Source organism: Klebsiella sp. HMSC09D12, from assembly GCF_001808475.1.
Classification (GTDB): Bacteria; Pseudomonadota; Gammaproteobacteria; order Enterobacterales; family Enterobacteriaceae; genus Klebsiella; species Klebsiella oxytoca.
The window spans coordinates 1-14,139 of record NZ_KV793439.1; the positions used below are offsets into that span (position 1 = coordinate 1).

Consider the following 14,139-nt stretch of genomic DNA (forward strand, 5'->3'; position numbering starts at 1 on the left):
CAGCAAAAGTTCGATTTATTCAACAAAGCCATTAAGAGAGTAAGAAGGCCGATTCCATTAATGAAAAAAGCCTGCATTCAATAAGTTAAGTGATTGTGATTCAAAAGATCATAAGAGGCGCATCAAGTCGTCACAACTTCACGCGCCTCTTAAGGGAATGACACTATTCGGACTCACCAAAACCAGCAGCAAAGGCAGATTTTAATTCATCCATAAAGGCCAGTTCATCCTGTCCATCACAAATGAGATCAATCATCGTATTTCCTTTTACACCAGCACCCAGAATGCTCATCATTCCTTTAATGGGGATTTCTTTGTCATTATTAACCAGTATCAATGAAGACTGGTATTTTTTGACGATCCGGGCCAGGCTTGCGGCGGGTCGGGCATGTAATCCGGTACTGTTCATGACGCGTACTTTTTGTCTAATCATGTCCGATCCTTAACACGCTTTGCGAAATGCAGGATGAAGTTTATTCATCATCTGAATTTTAGAATACACATCATCTTCAACCGCCTGTTTTGCATTTGCCATTACGCGAGCAAGATTAGCCTCGTTATTATTGTTCACCCAGGCTTTTCCGACTGTAGTAATAAAGGCTTTGCGCAAATCACTCGCAATATTAACCTTTGCCACTTTATAATTAACAAAGCTACGTAGAATCTCTTCATCAATACCAGAGCCGCCGTGGATAACCAGGGGGACCGGGCAAACGGAAGCAATGCGTTGCAGTAGCGGGATATCGATGCGTGGGATATCTTCCAGTCCGTGGACATTGCCGATTGACACTGCCAGCATGTCACACCCTGTTTCTTCAACGAAGCGCTGGACTTTCTCGGGTTCGGTTTTGCAGTCAGCCTCGCTAACGTGATCGTCTTCTTTACCCAAAATAGCGCCAAGTTCCGCTTCAACGGGTACGCCAAATGATTTACAGAAATCAACCGCCTCTCTTGTAAAAGCAATATTTTCTTCAAACGGTAAAGCCGCGCCATCAATCATTACTGAGGTAAACCCGGCTCTTACCGCCTGCTTAACATCTGCCAGGGTTTTACCATGGTCCAGATGCAGGCTCACCGGGACATCCATTTTGTCAGCATACCGTTTAACAATTTCGTAAATGTAATCGTAACCAGAAAGCTGCGCATTAGTTGGCGCAATCTGAATAAAATTAGGTAACCCCGAGCGTTCTATTGCATTAAGAATAGAAATTGTCGTCTCCAGGTTTGTTGTATTAAATGCACCAGCCAGCACCTGCTTTTCCTGAATGCAATTGAGCAGGATCCTACCATTAACTAAAGGCATATTAACTCCAGATATCTATATTGAAAGTGTAAAGAAATTATCGAACTACTGAGCTATTATCCTCCTCACCAATAAATACTCCTTCCTGCATTAATTTAAATCGGTAAAAGGCTAGCCATTGCTGCTGATATTTTTGCAACTTCTCCGACCGTATTACGTCAGGAATATAGCGCCCGGCCACAGGAACAGAGGGAGGGTCAATCTCCGGGCAGGCTATCAATAATGCCCCAACGGATACGGCTTCATCAAAAGCAATGGCCTCAATGGGGCATTGAAGGATGTCAGCCTTCAACTGGAGCCAGTACGGGTTTCTCACCGCAGGGCCTATTACTTTTACACTCCTGCCAGCCTGGATGTTAAAGCACTCATAACAGAGAGAAAACTCCATCGTCAGACCGATAAAGACACTCTCAAGCAGAGTCGCTGGCGAAAGTGAATCCGTCAGACCAAAAATCAGACCGCGCGTGTGCCGATTTTTATTTGGCGAACCAGACCCCCGCAAATGAGGAATGAACACGGGAATGTCTTCGGCAGACCAGGAAGGCTGGACATAGCGCTCGCGTGCTTTTTCCAGGCCTGTTTGAATTTCCTCATCCGTCAAACGAAACGTTTTTCTCACCCATTCAAGCGCATAACCGCCAACAGGAAGTGATGCAAAAAGCGTGAAAAATTCAGCATCGGAATAACAGCCGTTTGCCAGCTTATCCCTCCGTGACTGGTCACTGAGTGTTGGCTGAGTATCCAGCAGCAAAATACCCTCTGTCGTCCCGGTAGAATTCAACACCTCACCGGGTTGCATCTGTAATGCCCGGGCTCCGACCATATGATCGTGTCCCGCAATCGTGATTTTGACTTCATGAGAGAATCCAAGCTCTTGTCTGAGCGTGGCGGTCATCCAACCCGCGACTTCACCCGGCTTTATCAATGGTGCCAGCGCATCAAATGGTATACCGAGGATCCCGGCAGCTTTACGAGACCAGGTCTGTCGGCTGACATCCAGGCACAACGTTCTGCTGGCCATTGAGACTTCCGTCTTTTTCTCACCCGTCATTCTCCACAGCAGTACTTCAGGTGCATGTAACCAGCAAATATCTCTTCGTTCATGTAATGAGTAGTTATCAAGCAACCATTTCATTTTGAAGGCTGAATAATTGCTGTGAGGCGGAAGTCCTGTAATAGCGTACAGCTCTTCAGCCTCTGATTTGCTTAACGAAGACAGATAAGATTCACCACGACGATCGTACCAGGCCAGCATCGGGGTAAGAATGTCACCGTGCTCATCAACGAAAACACCAGACTCACCGAAACTCGCAATACTGATATCTTTCACCGGTAAAGGTGCAGAAGCTACCAGTTCAGCCATTACCTGCCGCAGGGCCTGCCACAGCGCTTCGATATCGAAATCTACCCCGCCTTTCTCCGACGCCCTGGTAGGTGTAGGAAATTTGCGGACATCCAAAACTGACGCGTCATGACAGGAATAACAGCTGACTTTGCAGTTAGTTGTGCCAATATCGATGACAAGCGCGGCGCGGTAATCAGGCATAGACAGTTCCTTTTGTCAGACGAAAGATAGCGTAAATAATCAGAGCAATTACCGGGACCAGCCCAATAGCAATCATATTTCCGTTAAATATCTCAAGCAGCCAGTAACGGAAAGGGTTGCCACCATCCAGGAAGCTTGATACCTGACCACTTGAGCCTTCGGCCATTTTGAAATTAACGTCTTTAGCCATACCGGTAATAAATGGCGCAATTTTAGTCGCAATCCACAGGTCGGCGATGATCACCGGAATCGCGGTAATCACTGCCCGGAAAATATTACCTCGACAAGCCAGGACAATCATTGAAGCCATGACAGCCAGATTTGCCAGATCGCCAAGCGGCAAGACTTTATTGCCGGGAAGGAGAAATGCAATAAAGACAGAGATGGGGGTCAGGATCAGGGCCGTGGAGATAATAGCTGGATTACCGACTGCTACTGCGATATCCAGACCAATAAAGAGATCATCGCGACCGGGGTATTTTGCATTCAGATATTTCTTGATAGCCTCTGACAGCGGTAATAAACCTTCCATCAAGATACGGACCATGCGCGGGAGAATAAACATAACGCCACCAATGCTGATACCCAGCAGCAGGATATGTTTAAAATCGTAACCGGCAATAATACCCAGCAAGATACCCAGAATTGTCCCCACCATCATCGGTTCACCAAAGATTCCGAGCCTTTTCTGCACACTTTCCGGATCGATATGAATACGGTTAAGACCAGGGATTTTGTCGATAATTTTGTCAAACAATAGCCCAATCGGGAAGAAGACGACAGATGACAGAGTGGGAAGCGAAATGCCTTCCAGACCAAAGTACTTAGCGACTAATGGCGCTGACCAGTCCGCAACTTTGAGCACGACTATCGCAGCAATAGCAGCGGCAGAGAGCCCTAACACAAAACTCCCCGTGCTGTAGTAAACCAGCGTTCCGGCAAGAGCAAAATGCCAGTAGTTCCACATGTCAACATCGACAGTGCGTGTCTTGTTCAGAGCCAACATGGCGACGTTAATGAGCATAGTCAGCGGGATAACAAAGGGAGCGATCGGCGAACCCCATGTAATCGCAGCCAGCGGTGGCCAGCCTAAATCGACCACTGGAAGACTGATACCGGTACGCTCAACCATTGCCTGCGCAGCCGGACCCACATTGCTGGTGAGAATGTCAAAGATGGCATAAATCCCGACAAAACCAATTCCGACAATTAACGATGAACGAAGTGCTTTTGCTGGTTTTACCTTAAAGAACAATGCCAGGAAGAACAGCACCAGCGGTAATAAAACCGTAGGGCCAAACCCCAGGACATATTGCACAACGGTATAGAGGGTGTGTGCTATATCATTCATATCCGACCTCTTGATTCAGATGTAACCAGACCTCGCGTTAGCGCCTGGATAATTTATCTTGTTTTATATTTATGAAATCAGGCCTGGCCTTTAAGAATTGAAATTATTTTTTCCAGTACTTTATCCTCACCTATTCCGGTAATAATTGGCAGACCACTAACAACCGGGATATCCAGTTCATAAGGCACTTTTGTTGTTGATACCACTAAAGCTGCACCATCAGTATTATTTGGGAGAGAGGCGACATTAGTTTGTGAGTAATTAACATCAAGCCCATTCTCTTTACAATATTCCATTACCTTTTCTGCCACGGCTGTGGAAGTAGCAACACCCGTTGCACAAACAAACAGTATCATTTGACTCATAACTCACCTCTTTCAGATAATCGTATGTAAATTGATTGATAAATTTCATCATCATTCATGACCAGCAACTGCTGCATAAAATCCCCATCCTGGATGACATCCATAATCCAGCCCAGGATATTGAGCTGCTTGTTGCTTTCACCTAATGCAAGCATGAATACTACCCTGACTGGAACAGGTTCTGGCTCTCCGCCCATATCTTCGAAATTGACGCATTCTGCCAATATCCCAATACTGATCGCATTCTGACGAACATGTTGGTGATCGGTATGGGGAATAGCGACACCCACAGGTTCAACAGCCAGACCTGTTGGAAAACTTTTTTCCCGCTCAATAACGTGATCGGCAAAATCAGACACGACCATACCATCGTTAATGAGTGGACTGGCGAGAGTCCTGATAATGTCCTGTTGGCTGACCTCCTTTGGAAGGTGTCGCACGTAATGACGACGAAAATTAATATCCTGCATAATTCCCTCTTTACTAGTTAGCATCCCGGCGCTGCAATATGGTGCCAAGATAATATTTATTGCCTTTTAGCCAGACGTTTCCAAACTCAACGGGCAATCCTCTGGAGAAAAACACTAACTGTTCTAAATGTAAAACAGGCGCATCTTCACCAATATCCAGAAAATGTCCTCGTTCATTACCAATGAGTCTGGCAGCGTAACGACTTTCAGAGAAACTTATTTTCTTTTGAGATAATCGCTCAATCGTTGGAAATAAATTTTCCCTGGTAAAATCCACATCCACAATACCGGGACAAAGCTCAATGTTGATACGATTTTCAATCAACATCACTTTTTCATCACCAATAGAGCGAAGGCGTTCAAGAAACAGAATATCCTGCCCCGGGTGAATTCCGAGCTTTTCAGCCACGAAACGATTGGCTGGTTCCAGCCGGGAAGTAATAACGCTGGTGGTGAAGTTTATTTTCTGGCTTGCCAGGGCTTCTGCAAAAGAGAGCAAACCTTCACCCAGCGGATAAGCAACATTTTCCTTTTTCACAAAGGTGCCTTTACCCTGAACTTGCACAAGGACACCTTCTCTTACCAGTTGGTCCACCGCTTTCTTAACGGTACCGCGACTCACCTCAAGCATATCCATGATTTGAAACTCTGAAGGTATGCGGTCATCCTCAACAAGTTCCCCGCTATAGATACTTTCTCTTATCCACTCCACAACCTGCTGATAAAGCGGAATTTGTGAACTTTTTATTAATGTTTTCATGGTGCGCACCTGAACATTTAGAGTTGTCCATGGACAATCATGGACAACTTCGAGTTTATGATAGGGATTTTTTAGATGGGAGGTATGGCAGAGAGTCACAATTTTGGAGCTCTAATCAGGATCATTTTTATGTGATGAACATCACATAAAGTCCGTTATCTGGCCATTGAAGTCGATAATGCGTTAGCGATCGCTGGGTAAATTTAAGTCCAGGGTGGTGAAAGCTGCTGCGGACCAGGAGTGGAGGTTAACGATGTTCAATGCATCAATTCTGAGACTGAACATCCTGGTCAGCTACACTTATTGCTGTTTATCGTCCAGAGCAGAAACATCCTACTCTATTAAAGGGATAGGTTTGGTCTTTAGCATTTTCATCAATAACACACATGGCCCTTTAATGATGCAAGTGATACTTGTTCGACACGCGGAAACCGAGTGGAATGTGAGAGAGATTCTACAAGGACAGAGCGATAGCGCATTGACCTCCCGGGGGAAACGCCAGACATCAGCTTTACTCGCGGCGTTTGCAGCGTGTGATTACCGGGTAGAATGTGTCTACGCTTCTCCGCTTGGTCGTGCCTGGCAAATGGGACAGAGCCTGGCTGAAAGCTTTTGTTGCTCACTGATAGCTGAGCCTGCCCTGAAAGAACAAGCATTTGGTCAATTTGAAGGCATGGCAACAGCGCAGCTCCTGAAGCACAGCCCGGACGCTGCAGAAGCGTTATTCAAACTTGATGCCGAGTATTGTCCGCCCGGAGGCGAGTCTCTCTCATATGCCTCTCAGCGTATGATGCATTTTTTATACGCTCTGGAAAAAAATCGCCATCATCAAACGATATGCATTGTGTCGCACGGACATGTCATTCAGGGCGTTCTTTCGATTCTCCAAAGTGGAACTGTCGATGATTTCCCGCGGTATGCGCAACCCAACGCGAGTTACTCGGTTTTCGACCTGATTGATGGACGATGTGCCGCCCTTAGATGGGGAATTGCAACGCATTTACGGCTACGGGATTAGTTGTTACCTTTCAATCATCCACAGCTATCCTGCCAGCGCGATCATGGTTTAAGCACAAGGTCCGCTGAGCGCCAGAAACGGACGTTGGCATAAACAGGTATCTTTAGCTTTTGGATGCTTCCGTTAGAGAAATGCTCATTGAACCACTAACTCAAATTACAGCTATATCACTGAGTTCAATTTCTCCCACCTAGCAAACATACTGCCTATAAATATTATATCGATTGACATATCATAAATCTCTGGAAACATATTGCATTATAGATGCAACAGAGCTAGTTTAATCTTGGATAACATAATGTAAAAAGTCAGATTACATCTTAATCAAAGCATGTACTTTCTGTTATTTTTTTTGTAAAAGGACGATAAGCATATGAATGAAAATTTTGAAAGAAAACTCTGGCTATCCACCGTGCCGCTTGTGTCTACTGACGTGAGAGGCTTCCCAACAGGGATAGCTTCGGGGTGTTTTGTAAGGTATGGCAATAAAAGATTGCTTCTATCCGTTCAACATGCAACCGGAAATGGCGAAGTATGGGCTATTCAGCAACAGTATGTTCCTAATCGAGGTGCAGAATTATACAGGTTAGGCGGAGTCAACTTTTTAAGGAAAAACAAAATAAATACTTCGGAAATTGTGGATGTTGATTTTTCCTACGTTGAAGTGCCAGAATCAACAATTGCCAAACGCCAAGAAATAAACCCAAACACTGCTGAGATCCTTTCTGAAGAATATATTTCAACACTGACATCTTCTTTAGAAAATCAACCATGTGCAAACACTAAGTATGGTTTTAGTGGGCTTATTAAGCCATCAATAGATCAGTGCGGGGGAAATAATTTTCTAGTTACTGAATCCCGCATTTATACTGGCCTTGTGTATCTTCGTACCGAAGGTGACTATCATTATTTTAAACTTCCTTTCAATCATCCTGGCCACCAACATTTCCAAGGTTGTAGCGGCGCACCAATTATCGGTGAAGATGGTAAACTGGTTGCTTTAGTTTGTGGTGGGAATATCAATACAAATGAGTTGTGGGGGATTTCACTAAGGGCATATAAATTTTCCGTAGATGTTCTTGTTAAAGGCCTATAAAAGCAGACCTAATAATAGCCTGTATAGTTCATAATTTTTAAAATCAGAGAAAATAAGTTAACAGGGTGAGATATTAGCATGAGCATTATTTCCGAGAAAATATCTTCTAGGATCAAAACGTTAAAGCAAGAGTTCGCTTTAAATAAAAACGTTAAACATCAAGGCGTAAAGGGTGAATTAAACGAAGTAGAGTTGATAAAAATAATAAAAGACGTTATTCCAAAGAAGTATGAGATTTCAAAAGGTATAATTGAGAACTCATCTGGAGAGCAGTCAAACGAAACTGATATTGTAATTTATGATAATGAAATCCTGCCGCCATATATAAATAGTGAACTTGCATTCGTCCCTGTAGAGGCAGTTAGATATAATATTGAGGTTAAATCAACTTTGACAGCAAAAGAGCTCGAAACAACAATTGGAAAATTTAGAAAATTTCGATCAATTGGCGGACGCTCCCCCACTGTTCTATTTGCCTTTTCAAGTAACGCAAAAAAAAGCGAACTTAGTAGATATTATGATAACGATGTTAACTTCTTAACAAACCCAGCAATTAGTGTACTCTGCATTTCAGACAAGTGTTACTATTACAAACACACAGAAACTAAATACCTAAAAGACTATCTTAGTAATTCTGATATAATTAAAAGCATCCTGAAAGATGAAGATTTTGAAATTTCTAATTTCAAAAATGTCATTCAAGATACTTTAAAAAACGATGACATTCTCTCAAAACTAACGAGGTCTCAATTTGCCTTATTATTACAGTCTTCTATCCAAGCTAAGGCAATAGGTACCAATGTTGACACCAAAAAACTGACAATAAATGACATTAATTATAATGAAATAACATTTAAAATACACCAATGGATTGGAGTAGAGTGTTGTAATAATGATGTAGAGTTATCATTTTTCTCTGGAATATCGAACACATTATCCAAGGAAGCTTTCGGTAGTTACTTACTTAACGATAAAAAACTTCACCTCAAAGTTTTTTCTATTTGCTATGAAGATATGTGGGGTAATTTAAGTTGTCAGCGATTTGATAAAAACGGCCTAGATGAGGATTTGAATGATGTCAGCTTCAATTTTCAAAGCTCATCTGAGGAAAGTAAAATAATCTTTCACCTTAAAAAATCATCATAGGAAGAATACAACATGAACAAGATAGGTTCTGTCAGCCACCAGATTTATACCTTCCCCACAGTATGATGCTGAAGCCTTTTTAAAAGGCTCTTTTGTGGTTGCAGACAGTACCCTTCCCGCCAAAATGGGGATTCAGGCGGTAAGTTATGCTCCGCCCAATCTTTGTTAATTCCAGTATGATCCTGTAATCGTGGAAGTATCCCGGTAACCTTACTATTCAAATTTAGAGAATATACAGTATTCTAGGGGCCGATCCTCGCTCATAGCGGACATTCTGCCCTCTTTTCCAGCAGGCGACGCCGCTCAGGCAACGTCACCCATCATCTGGCTGAAAATACCGTCTCTCAGGCAAGTAAGATTGCCCCCTTCCCCATCCATCCTGTTGACTTATTCTGTAAAAAGATTACTTTTCAGGACATGAAGAAAATACTCATTATTGTCCCCGATGGCGGCATGCTGTTTGAATCCGCCGGTATTGCCGACATTCTGATGCAGGCTAACCGCCTGCATCCGCAAGGCGCCAGTGAGATCGGTTACCAGGTACGGCTGGCGACGACTCAACCGCATCAGGTGATCCATGGTCAGTCCGGTTTAAATTTGCTGGCCGATCATCGCCTGCATGAGATAGACCCTCGCGAGCCCCTCGATACGATCATCATTACCGGTAGAGGTCAAAACCCGCAGGAAGGGATTGCGGTGGTTGACTGGCTGCGCCTTGCCGCTCCCCATGCCCGCCGTATTGCTTCCATTTGCGGTGGTGCAATGCTGCTGGCGCAAACCGGACTGCTGGACGGCAGACGGGCCACTACCCACTGGAAGCTGCTGGAAACCATGCAGGCGGAATTCCCGCTGGTCCGCGTCGAGGGCGGTCCGCTCTATATTCAGGACGAACATATCTGGACCTCTGGCGGGGTCAGTTCCGGCTTTGATCTTACGCTGGCGCTGGTTGAAGAAGATTACGGCTTCAGCCTGGCGCGCGATATCGCCCAGGACTTCGTCATGTATCTGCGTCGCCCCGGAGGCCAGCTGCAGTTTAGCCGCTACAACCTTCAGCAGACTACCACCCTGGGCCCGATTAACGATCTGCTGGCATGGTTGCTCGAAAATCTCACCGCCGACCTCAGCGTGGATAAGCTGGCGGAAAAAGTCGCCATGAGTCCGCGAAATTTCACCCGCGTGTTTACCCGGGAAACCGGCGCTTCGCCGGCGCGTTACGTCGCGGAAGCTCGTCTGGCCGCTGCCCGGCAGCGTCTGGAGCAGACCAGCGACACGCTGGAGCGTATCGCCGAACAAACGGGATTTGGCAGTAGCATTAATCTGCGACGGCTGTTTGAAAAACAGCTTCATCTCACGCCCGGCGAATATCGCCAACGGTTTCACAGCAGCAGAATGGCGTAAAGTGATCCTTTTTTGTCATTTACGCCATCAAACGCCCGGCCTACATTGACTCCAGAGCCAATCAATAAGGAGTGGATTATGGTTAAGGTCGGTATTAACGGTTTTGGTCGTATCGGACGCAACGTACTGCGTGCTGCACTGGGCAATCCGGATATTGAGATTGTGGCAATTAACGATCTGACAGACAGTAAGACGCTGGCGCATCTACTGAAATACGACTCGCTGCTCGGTAAACTCGACGCCGACGTCACCGCTAGCGAGGGGCAGCTTGTGGTTGATGGTAAACCCATTACCGTGTTCAGCGAACGCGATCCGGCAAATATCCCGTGGCGTCAGCGTGAAGTCGATATCGTGATTGAAGCCACAGGCTTCTTCACCGAGCGCGACAAGGCGGCGGTGCATATCCACAGCGGTGGCGCGAAGCGCGTGATTATCTCCGCCCCCGGTAAAAACGATGATTTAACTATCGTGATGGGCGTTAACGATGGCCTCTACTCCCCGGATAAGCACTACGTGGTCAGTAACGGTAGCTGCACCACCAACGGTCTGGCGCCTGCCGCCCAGGTTCTGCACCAGCATTTTGGGATCAAGCATGGCCTGATGAACACGACCCACGCTTATACCAACAGCCAGGCGCTGCACGACCAGCCGGAAAAAGATCTGCGTGGCGCCCGCGCCGCTGCGCTGTCGATCGTACCGTACTCCAGCGGTGCCGCGAAGGCGCTGGGCAAAGTTATTCCTGCGCTGGAGGGCCGGCTGACGGGATATTCGCTGCGCGTCCCCGTTCCGGTGGTATCCATTGTCGACCTGACCGTCACGCTTGAGCGAGATGTGACAAGCGAAGAGGTGAATAATGCCTTTCGCGAAGCCGCCGCGACGGGGCCACTGAAAGGTATCCTCGGCTATAGCGATGAACCGCTGGTCTCCAGCGACTACCGGGGCGACCCGCGCTCATCGATTATCGACGGTCTGTCAACGCTGGTGATTGGCGGCAATATGGTCAAAATTCTGGCGTGGTACGACAACGAATGGGGATTCTCTAATCGCCTCGTCGACCTGGCGCTGATGATGGCAAGTCGTGAACGCTAATTCACTGCGGGTGTGATTGATAGTGAACATCATGGAGAGATTCAGGTGACGCGCAGCAGGCTCCGCTGAGCGCCTGATAAAAAGCATAAATGCCCTCAAAGGGCATTTATGCTTTAGCGGTAATGTGCGCAAGGCCAGTATATTCTTAACAACTATTCCTGCGGAGCCGGAAAATCGTTAGTGCACAAATAACGCGATCAAAATAATGATCGGGATAGGCACGCCCAGAAAGAAAAGCAATATTGAACGCATAGGTTCCTCCTGAATAATGAGTGTTAGAAATTATAAGTCACGCTGACGGCCGCCATAGGTTGCACACAGGCTGGCAACGAATGCGCCGATTAACAGAGAAATAAATGACCACAGGGTAACGTAGCTCGTGGCTTTTCTGGCAGCATCTGCGGCCTGCTGTGCTTTATTTTTTGCCTCTTTCAAATTGGCCTGCGCTTTATCATAAACAGCCTGAACCCGCTGCTCGGCCTCTTGCTGACTGATGCCGGTATTCTGCGAAACTAACTGCGCTACATAAGTCAGATCTTCCTGCGGAAGCGCACCAGTATAAATGCTGTTAGCAAAAATACCCGTAACCTCTGCTAATTGCGCTGGAGATTCGGCCTTTGGCGGTACGGGCTGATTCATTGCCATCGCGTCATTGCCTGATGAATTAGCCGGAAGTCCGCCGTTATCTGCCGGAGCGGAAGCGGTCGACCGGAACAGCGAGCGGGTAAAATATTCCATCGATGACTTCGACAGCACGGAAGATTCGTCTCCCGCGTTACTCATCGCGGTTGCCGTCGCGCCCCCAGCAACGGAGCCAATCACTTTTGCGCTGCCGCCGATGAGAGAGCTGATAGTGGTGGTCAAAAGCACAGCCGATACCAGCAATACAACGGCCCAGGTCAGAAAACCATGCGCTGTATCGCGAAAATAGATTTCATTGGTATGAGTATCAACCCATTTGGTACGCAAACGCCCGGCCAGATATCCCCCCATTCCTGACGCCACAATTTGGGTAAACGTCAGCCAGGCAATGGCGACAATACCCACGGTACCTGCTGCAAGACCGTGATTTTCCCACGGAGAAATGGACGTCAGGCCTAAGCCTGCGCCAAGCATAAGCAGCATCAGCGCCAGCGAAGCCGCTGCGGCTGCGCCTGCAAATATTGCTCCCCATGATACCGCGCTCGCGCTATTTACCCCGCCGACAGGCAAAGGTCTGGCTGTTTCCTGATTACTAATATTGGTAGATTCGTAGATATGCGTCATTTACGTTGTCCTTTGAAATAACTTTTTAACCCCGAACTCGTTATGCACAAACGTCCAGGGCAGAAGTTTACCTGCCAGACTTATGGCAATATCGAACTGAGTAATTATCGTCAGCAGCTATCATTCACCGCTGCAATTTCGGGCGATAGACAAAAGCCAATCATCTAAATTAATACGAATGAACAGTGTATGAATTTAATCAACAATTTGATTTTAGTAGAGGATTCCATTTTAACCATTTTTTCTCGCCAAAAATATTAGCAGGCAAGCGTAACCACCTGTAAATAATGAGAATATTAATGCAGATGCATTATTGGTGGAAATATCCTTGATGGGTAAATAGTGCCCAGCCTCGCTAGAATAATCTTATTTTTGCTACAGTCATTGACTGAATACTGATGTGTATTAGAAGTGGCGTAGATTTAAAGTTTGCAATATCGAATATTTTATACGTCAGCGTTCAAACCGTATAAATTACCTGACTGCTGCGCTGTTTGCTGGCCAGGGGACGACCGGGGACTAATCGTTTTTCGCTTATTACCTGCGGCATCTTTGCTCTCATGTTAAACCTTGCCCCCTCCCCTAACCTGATCATCCTGCCCTTCACCGATACATTTTTACGCGCTCTGGCATAACTTTGCGGTAAAGCACAGGTACACCGGAAACTCTTTTTTACGCGCCAGGTCAATCGTTGATGACTTCAAAAAAAATACCGTATTTGGTATATTGTTGTTTATTGATTACTCACCTCTGCGGTGCCAAAAAGAACAAGATTCACCGCAACCCAGGACAAGAAAATGTTAGATTACCGCTTCCCGACAGCTTTGCAGATGGTCCTCAGCGTAGCGATGGCGGAGCAATCGGGCGAACGCTCAACGAGTGCGATTCTGGCCTACGGTCTGAAAGCCAATCCGAGCTTTATCCGCAAATTGATGGTTCCGCTCACGCGTGACGGTATCATCGTCTCAACGCTTGGCCGCAACGGCTCTATCCATCTTGGTCGCCCGGCGGAAGAGATTACCCTGCGCGATATCTACGTATCCGTCATCGAAGATAAAAAGCTGTGGGCGTCACGTCCCGACATCCCTGCCCGCTGCGTGGTGAGCGCCAACGCGTGCTGGTACTTCAAATCTGTCGCCGATGAAGCAGAGCAGGCTTCGTTAGAGGTTTTAGCTCGCCATACCGTGGCCAGTGCGCTGGAAGAAGTCAAAAAAGCCGACACCAGCGGCTGCGATCCGGTTCCTGAAATCTGTACCCAGCACAACAAATCGCACTAATCCGTTGCTTATGGCAAAAAACCGCCTTCACAGGGAAAGCGGTTTTTCTTCACT

Annotated in this window: 14 protein-coding genes; 6 read left to right on the forward strand and 8 right to left on the reverse strand. The window is 46.4% G+C overall.

Features of this window, described 5'->3' with window-relative positions; translation table 11 throughout:
• Nucleotides 1–163: 163 nt before the first annotated feature.
• The 7 genes from HMPREF3178_RS07995 to HMPREF3178_RS08025 all read right to left on the reverse strand — a co-directional run bounded on the left by HMPREF3178_RS07995 (nucleotide 164) and on the right by HMPREF3178_RS08025 (nucleotide 5,795).
• Nucleotides 164–433, reverse strand: a complete 270-nt coding sequence (locus HMPREF3178_RS07995) for an HPr family phosphocarrier protein (protein ID WP_004101670.1) — start codon at nucleotides 431–433, stop codon at nucleotides 164–166.
• Nucleotides 434–442: 9 nt separating this feature from the next.
• On the reverse strand, nucleotides 443–1,303 hold the full coding sequence (locus HMPREF3178_RS08000; protein WP_004112667.1) for a class II aldolase: 861 nt from the start codon (nucleotides 1,301–1,303) through the stop codon (nucleotides 443–445).
• A gap of 37 nt (nucleotides 1,304–1,340) precedes the next feature.
• On the reverse strand, nucleotides 1,341–2,849 hold the full coding sequence (locus HMPREF3178_RS08005; RefSeq protein ID WP_017145991.1) for an FGGY-family carbohydrate kinase: 1,509 nt from the start codon (nucleotides 2,847–2,849) through the stop codon (nucleotides 1,341–1,343).
• Nucleotides 2,842–4,200, reverse strand: a complete 1,359-nt coding sequence (locus tag HMPREF3178_RS08010) for a PTS galactitol transporter subunit IIC (protein WP_004101663.1) — start codon at nucleotides 4,198–4,200, stop codon at nucleotides 2,842–2,844. The genes HMPREF3178_RS08005 and HMPREF3178_RS08010 overlap by 8 nt, the downstream gene beginning before the upstream one ends.
• Nucleotides 4,201–4,277: 77 nt before the next feature.
• Nucleotides 4,278–4,565 carry a PTS sugar transporter subunit IIB gene (locus HMPREF3178_RS08015; protein WP_004101661.1) on the reverse strand — a complete coding sequence of 96 codons (288 nt, stop codon included), beginning with the start codon at nucleotides 4,563–4,565 and terminating at the stop codon, nucleotides 4,278–4,280.
• On the reverse strand, nucleotides 4,562–5,035 hold the full coding sequence (locus HMPREF3178_RS08020; RefSeq protein WP_004101659.1) for a PTS sugar transporter subunit IIA: 474 nt from the start codon (nucleotides 5,033–5,035) through the stop codon (nucleotides 4,562–4,564). Before HMPREF3178_RS08020 ends, HMPREF3178_RS08015 begins: the two co-directional genes overlap by 4 nt.
• A gap of 13 nt (nucleotides 5,036–5,048) precedes the next feature.
• Nucleotides 5,049–5,795: a GntR family transcriptional regulator gene (locus HMPREF3178_RS08025; RefSeq protein WP_004101657.1), complete on the reverse strand. Its 747-nt coding sequence runs from the start codon at nucleotides 5,793–5,795 to the stop codon at nucleotides 5,049–5,051.
• A 397-nt stretch (nucleotides 5,796–6,192) separates the two neighbouring features.
• Here HMPREF3178_RS08025 and HMPREF3178_RS08030 point away from each other — a divergent pair, with 397 nt between their 5' ends.
• The 5 genes from HMPREF3178_RS08030 to gap all read left to right on the forward strand — a co-directional run bounded on the left by HMPREF3178_RS08030 (nucleotide 6,193) and on the right by gap (nucleotide 11,542).
• The gene (locus HMPREF3178_RS08030) at nucleotides 6,193–6,813 is read left to right on the forward strand and encodes a histidine phosphatase family protein (RefSeq protein WP_032728685.1); all 621 of its coding nucleotides are present in this window, start codon (nucleotides 6,193–6,195) and stop codon (nucleotides 6,811–6,813) included.
• A gap of 373 nt (nucleotides 6,814–7,186) precedes the next feature.
• The gene (locus HMPREF3178_RS30805) at nucleotides 7,187–7,909 is read left to right on the forward strand and encodes a hypothetical protein (protein WP_139146020.1); all 723 of its coding nucleotides are present in this window, start codon (nucleotides 7,187–7,189) and stop codon (nucleotides 7,907–7,909) included.
• Between the two features lie 78 nt (nucleotides 7,910–7,987).
• Nucleotides 7,988–9,055 (forward strand): DUF6602 domain-containing protein, encoded by a 1,068-nt coding sequence (locus HMPREF3178_RS08035; RefSeq protein WP_017145995.1) that lies wholly within the window; start codon nucleotides 7,988–7,990, stop codon nucleotides 9,053–9,055.
• A gap of 417 nt (nucleotides 9,056–9,472) precedes the next feature.
• Nucleotides 9,473–10,453 (forward strand): GlxA family transcriptional regulator, encoded by a 981-nt coding sequence (locus HMPREF3178_RS08040; RefSeq protein ID WP_017145996.1) that lies wholly within the window; start codon nucleotides 9,473–9,475, stop codon nucleotides 10,451–10,453.
• Nucleotides 10,454–10,531: 78 nt separating this feature from the next.
• Nucleotides 10,532–11,542 carry a type I glyceraldehyde-3-phosphate dehydrogenase gene (gene gap / locus HMPREF3178_RS08045; protein ID WP_004112651.1) on the forward strand — a complete coding sequence of 337 codons (1,011 nt, stop codon included), beginning with the start codon at nucleotides 10,532–10,534 and terminating at the stop codon, nucleotides 11,540–11,542.
• Between the two features lie 282 nt (nucleotides 11,543–11,824).
• Here gap and HMPREF3178_RS08050 read toward each other — a convergent pair whose 3' ends face one another.
• Nucleotides 11,825–12,808 (reverse strand): hypothetical protein, encoded by a 984-nt coding sequence (locus tag HMPREF3178_RS08050; RefSeq protein WP_017145997.1) that lies wholly within the window; start codon nucleotides 12,806–12,808, stop codon nucleotides 11,825–11,827.
• A 797-nt stretch (nucleotides 12,809–13,605) separates the two neighbouring features.
• Here HMPREF3178_RS08050 and HMPREF3178_RS08055 point away from each other — a divergent pair.
• Nucleotides 13,606–14,085 carry an RrF2 family transcriptional regulator gene (locus HMPREF3178_RS08055; protein WP_004101646.1) on the forward strand — a complete coding sequence of 160 codons (480 nt, stop codon included), beginning with the start codon at nucleotides 13,606–13,608 and terminating at the stop codon, nucleotides 14,083–14,085.
• Nucleotides 14,086–14,139 lie beyond the last annotated feature (54 nt).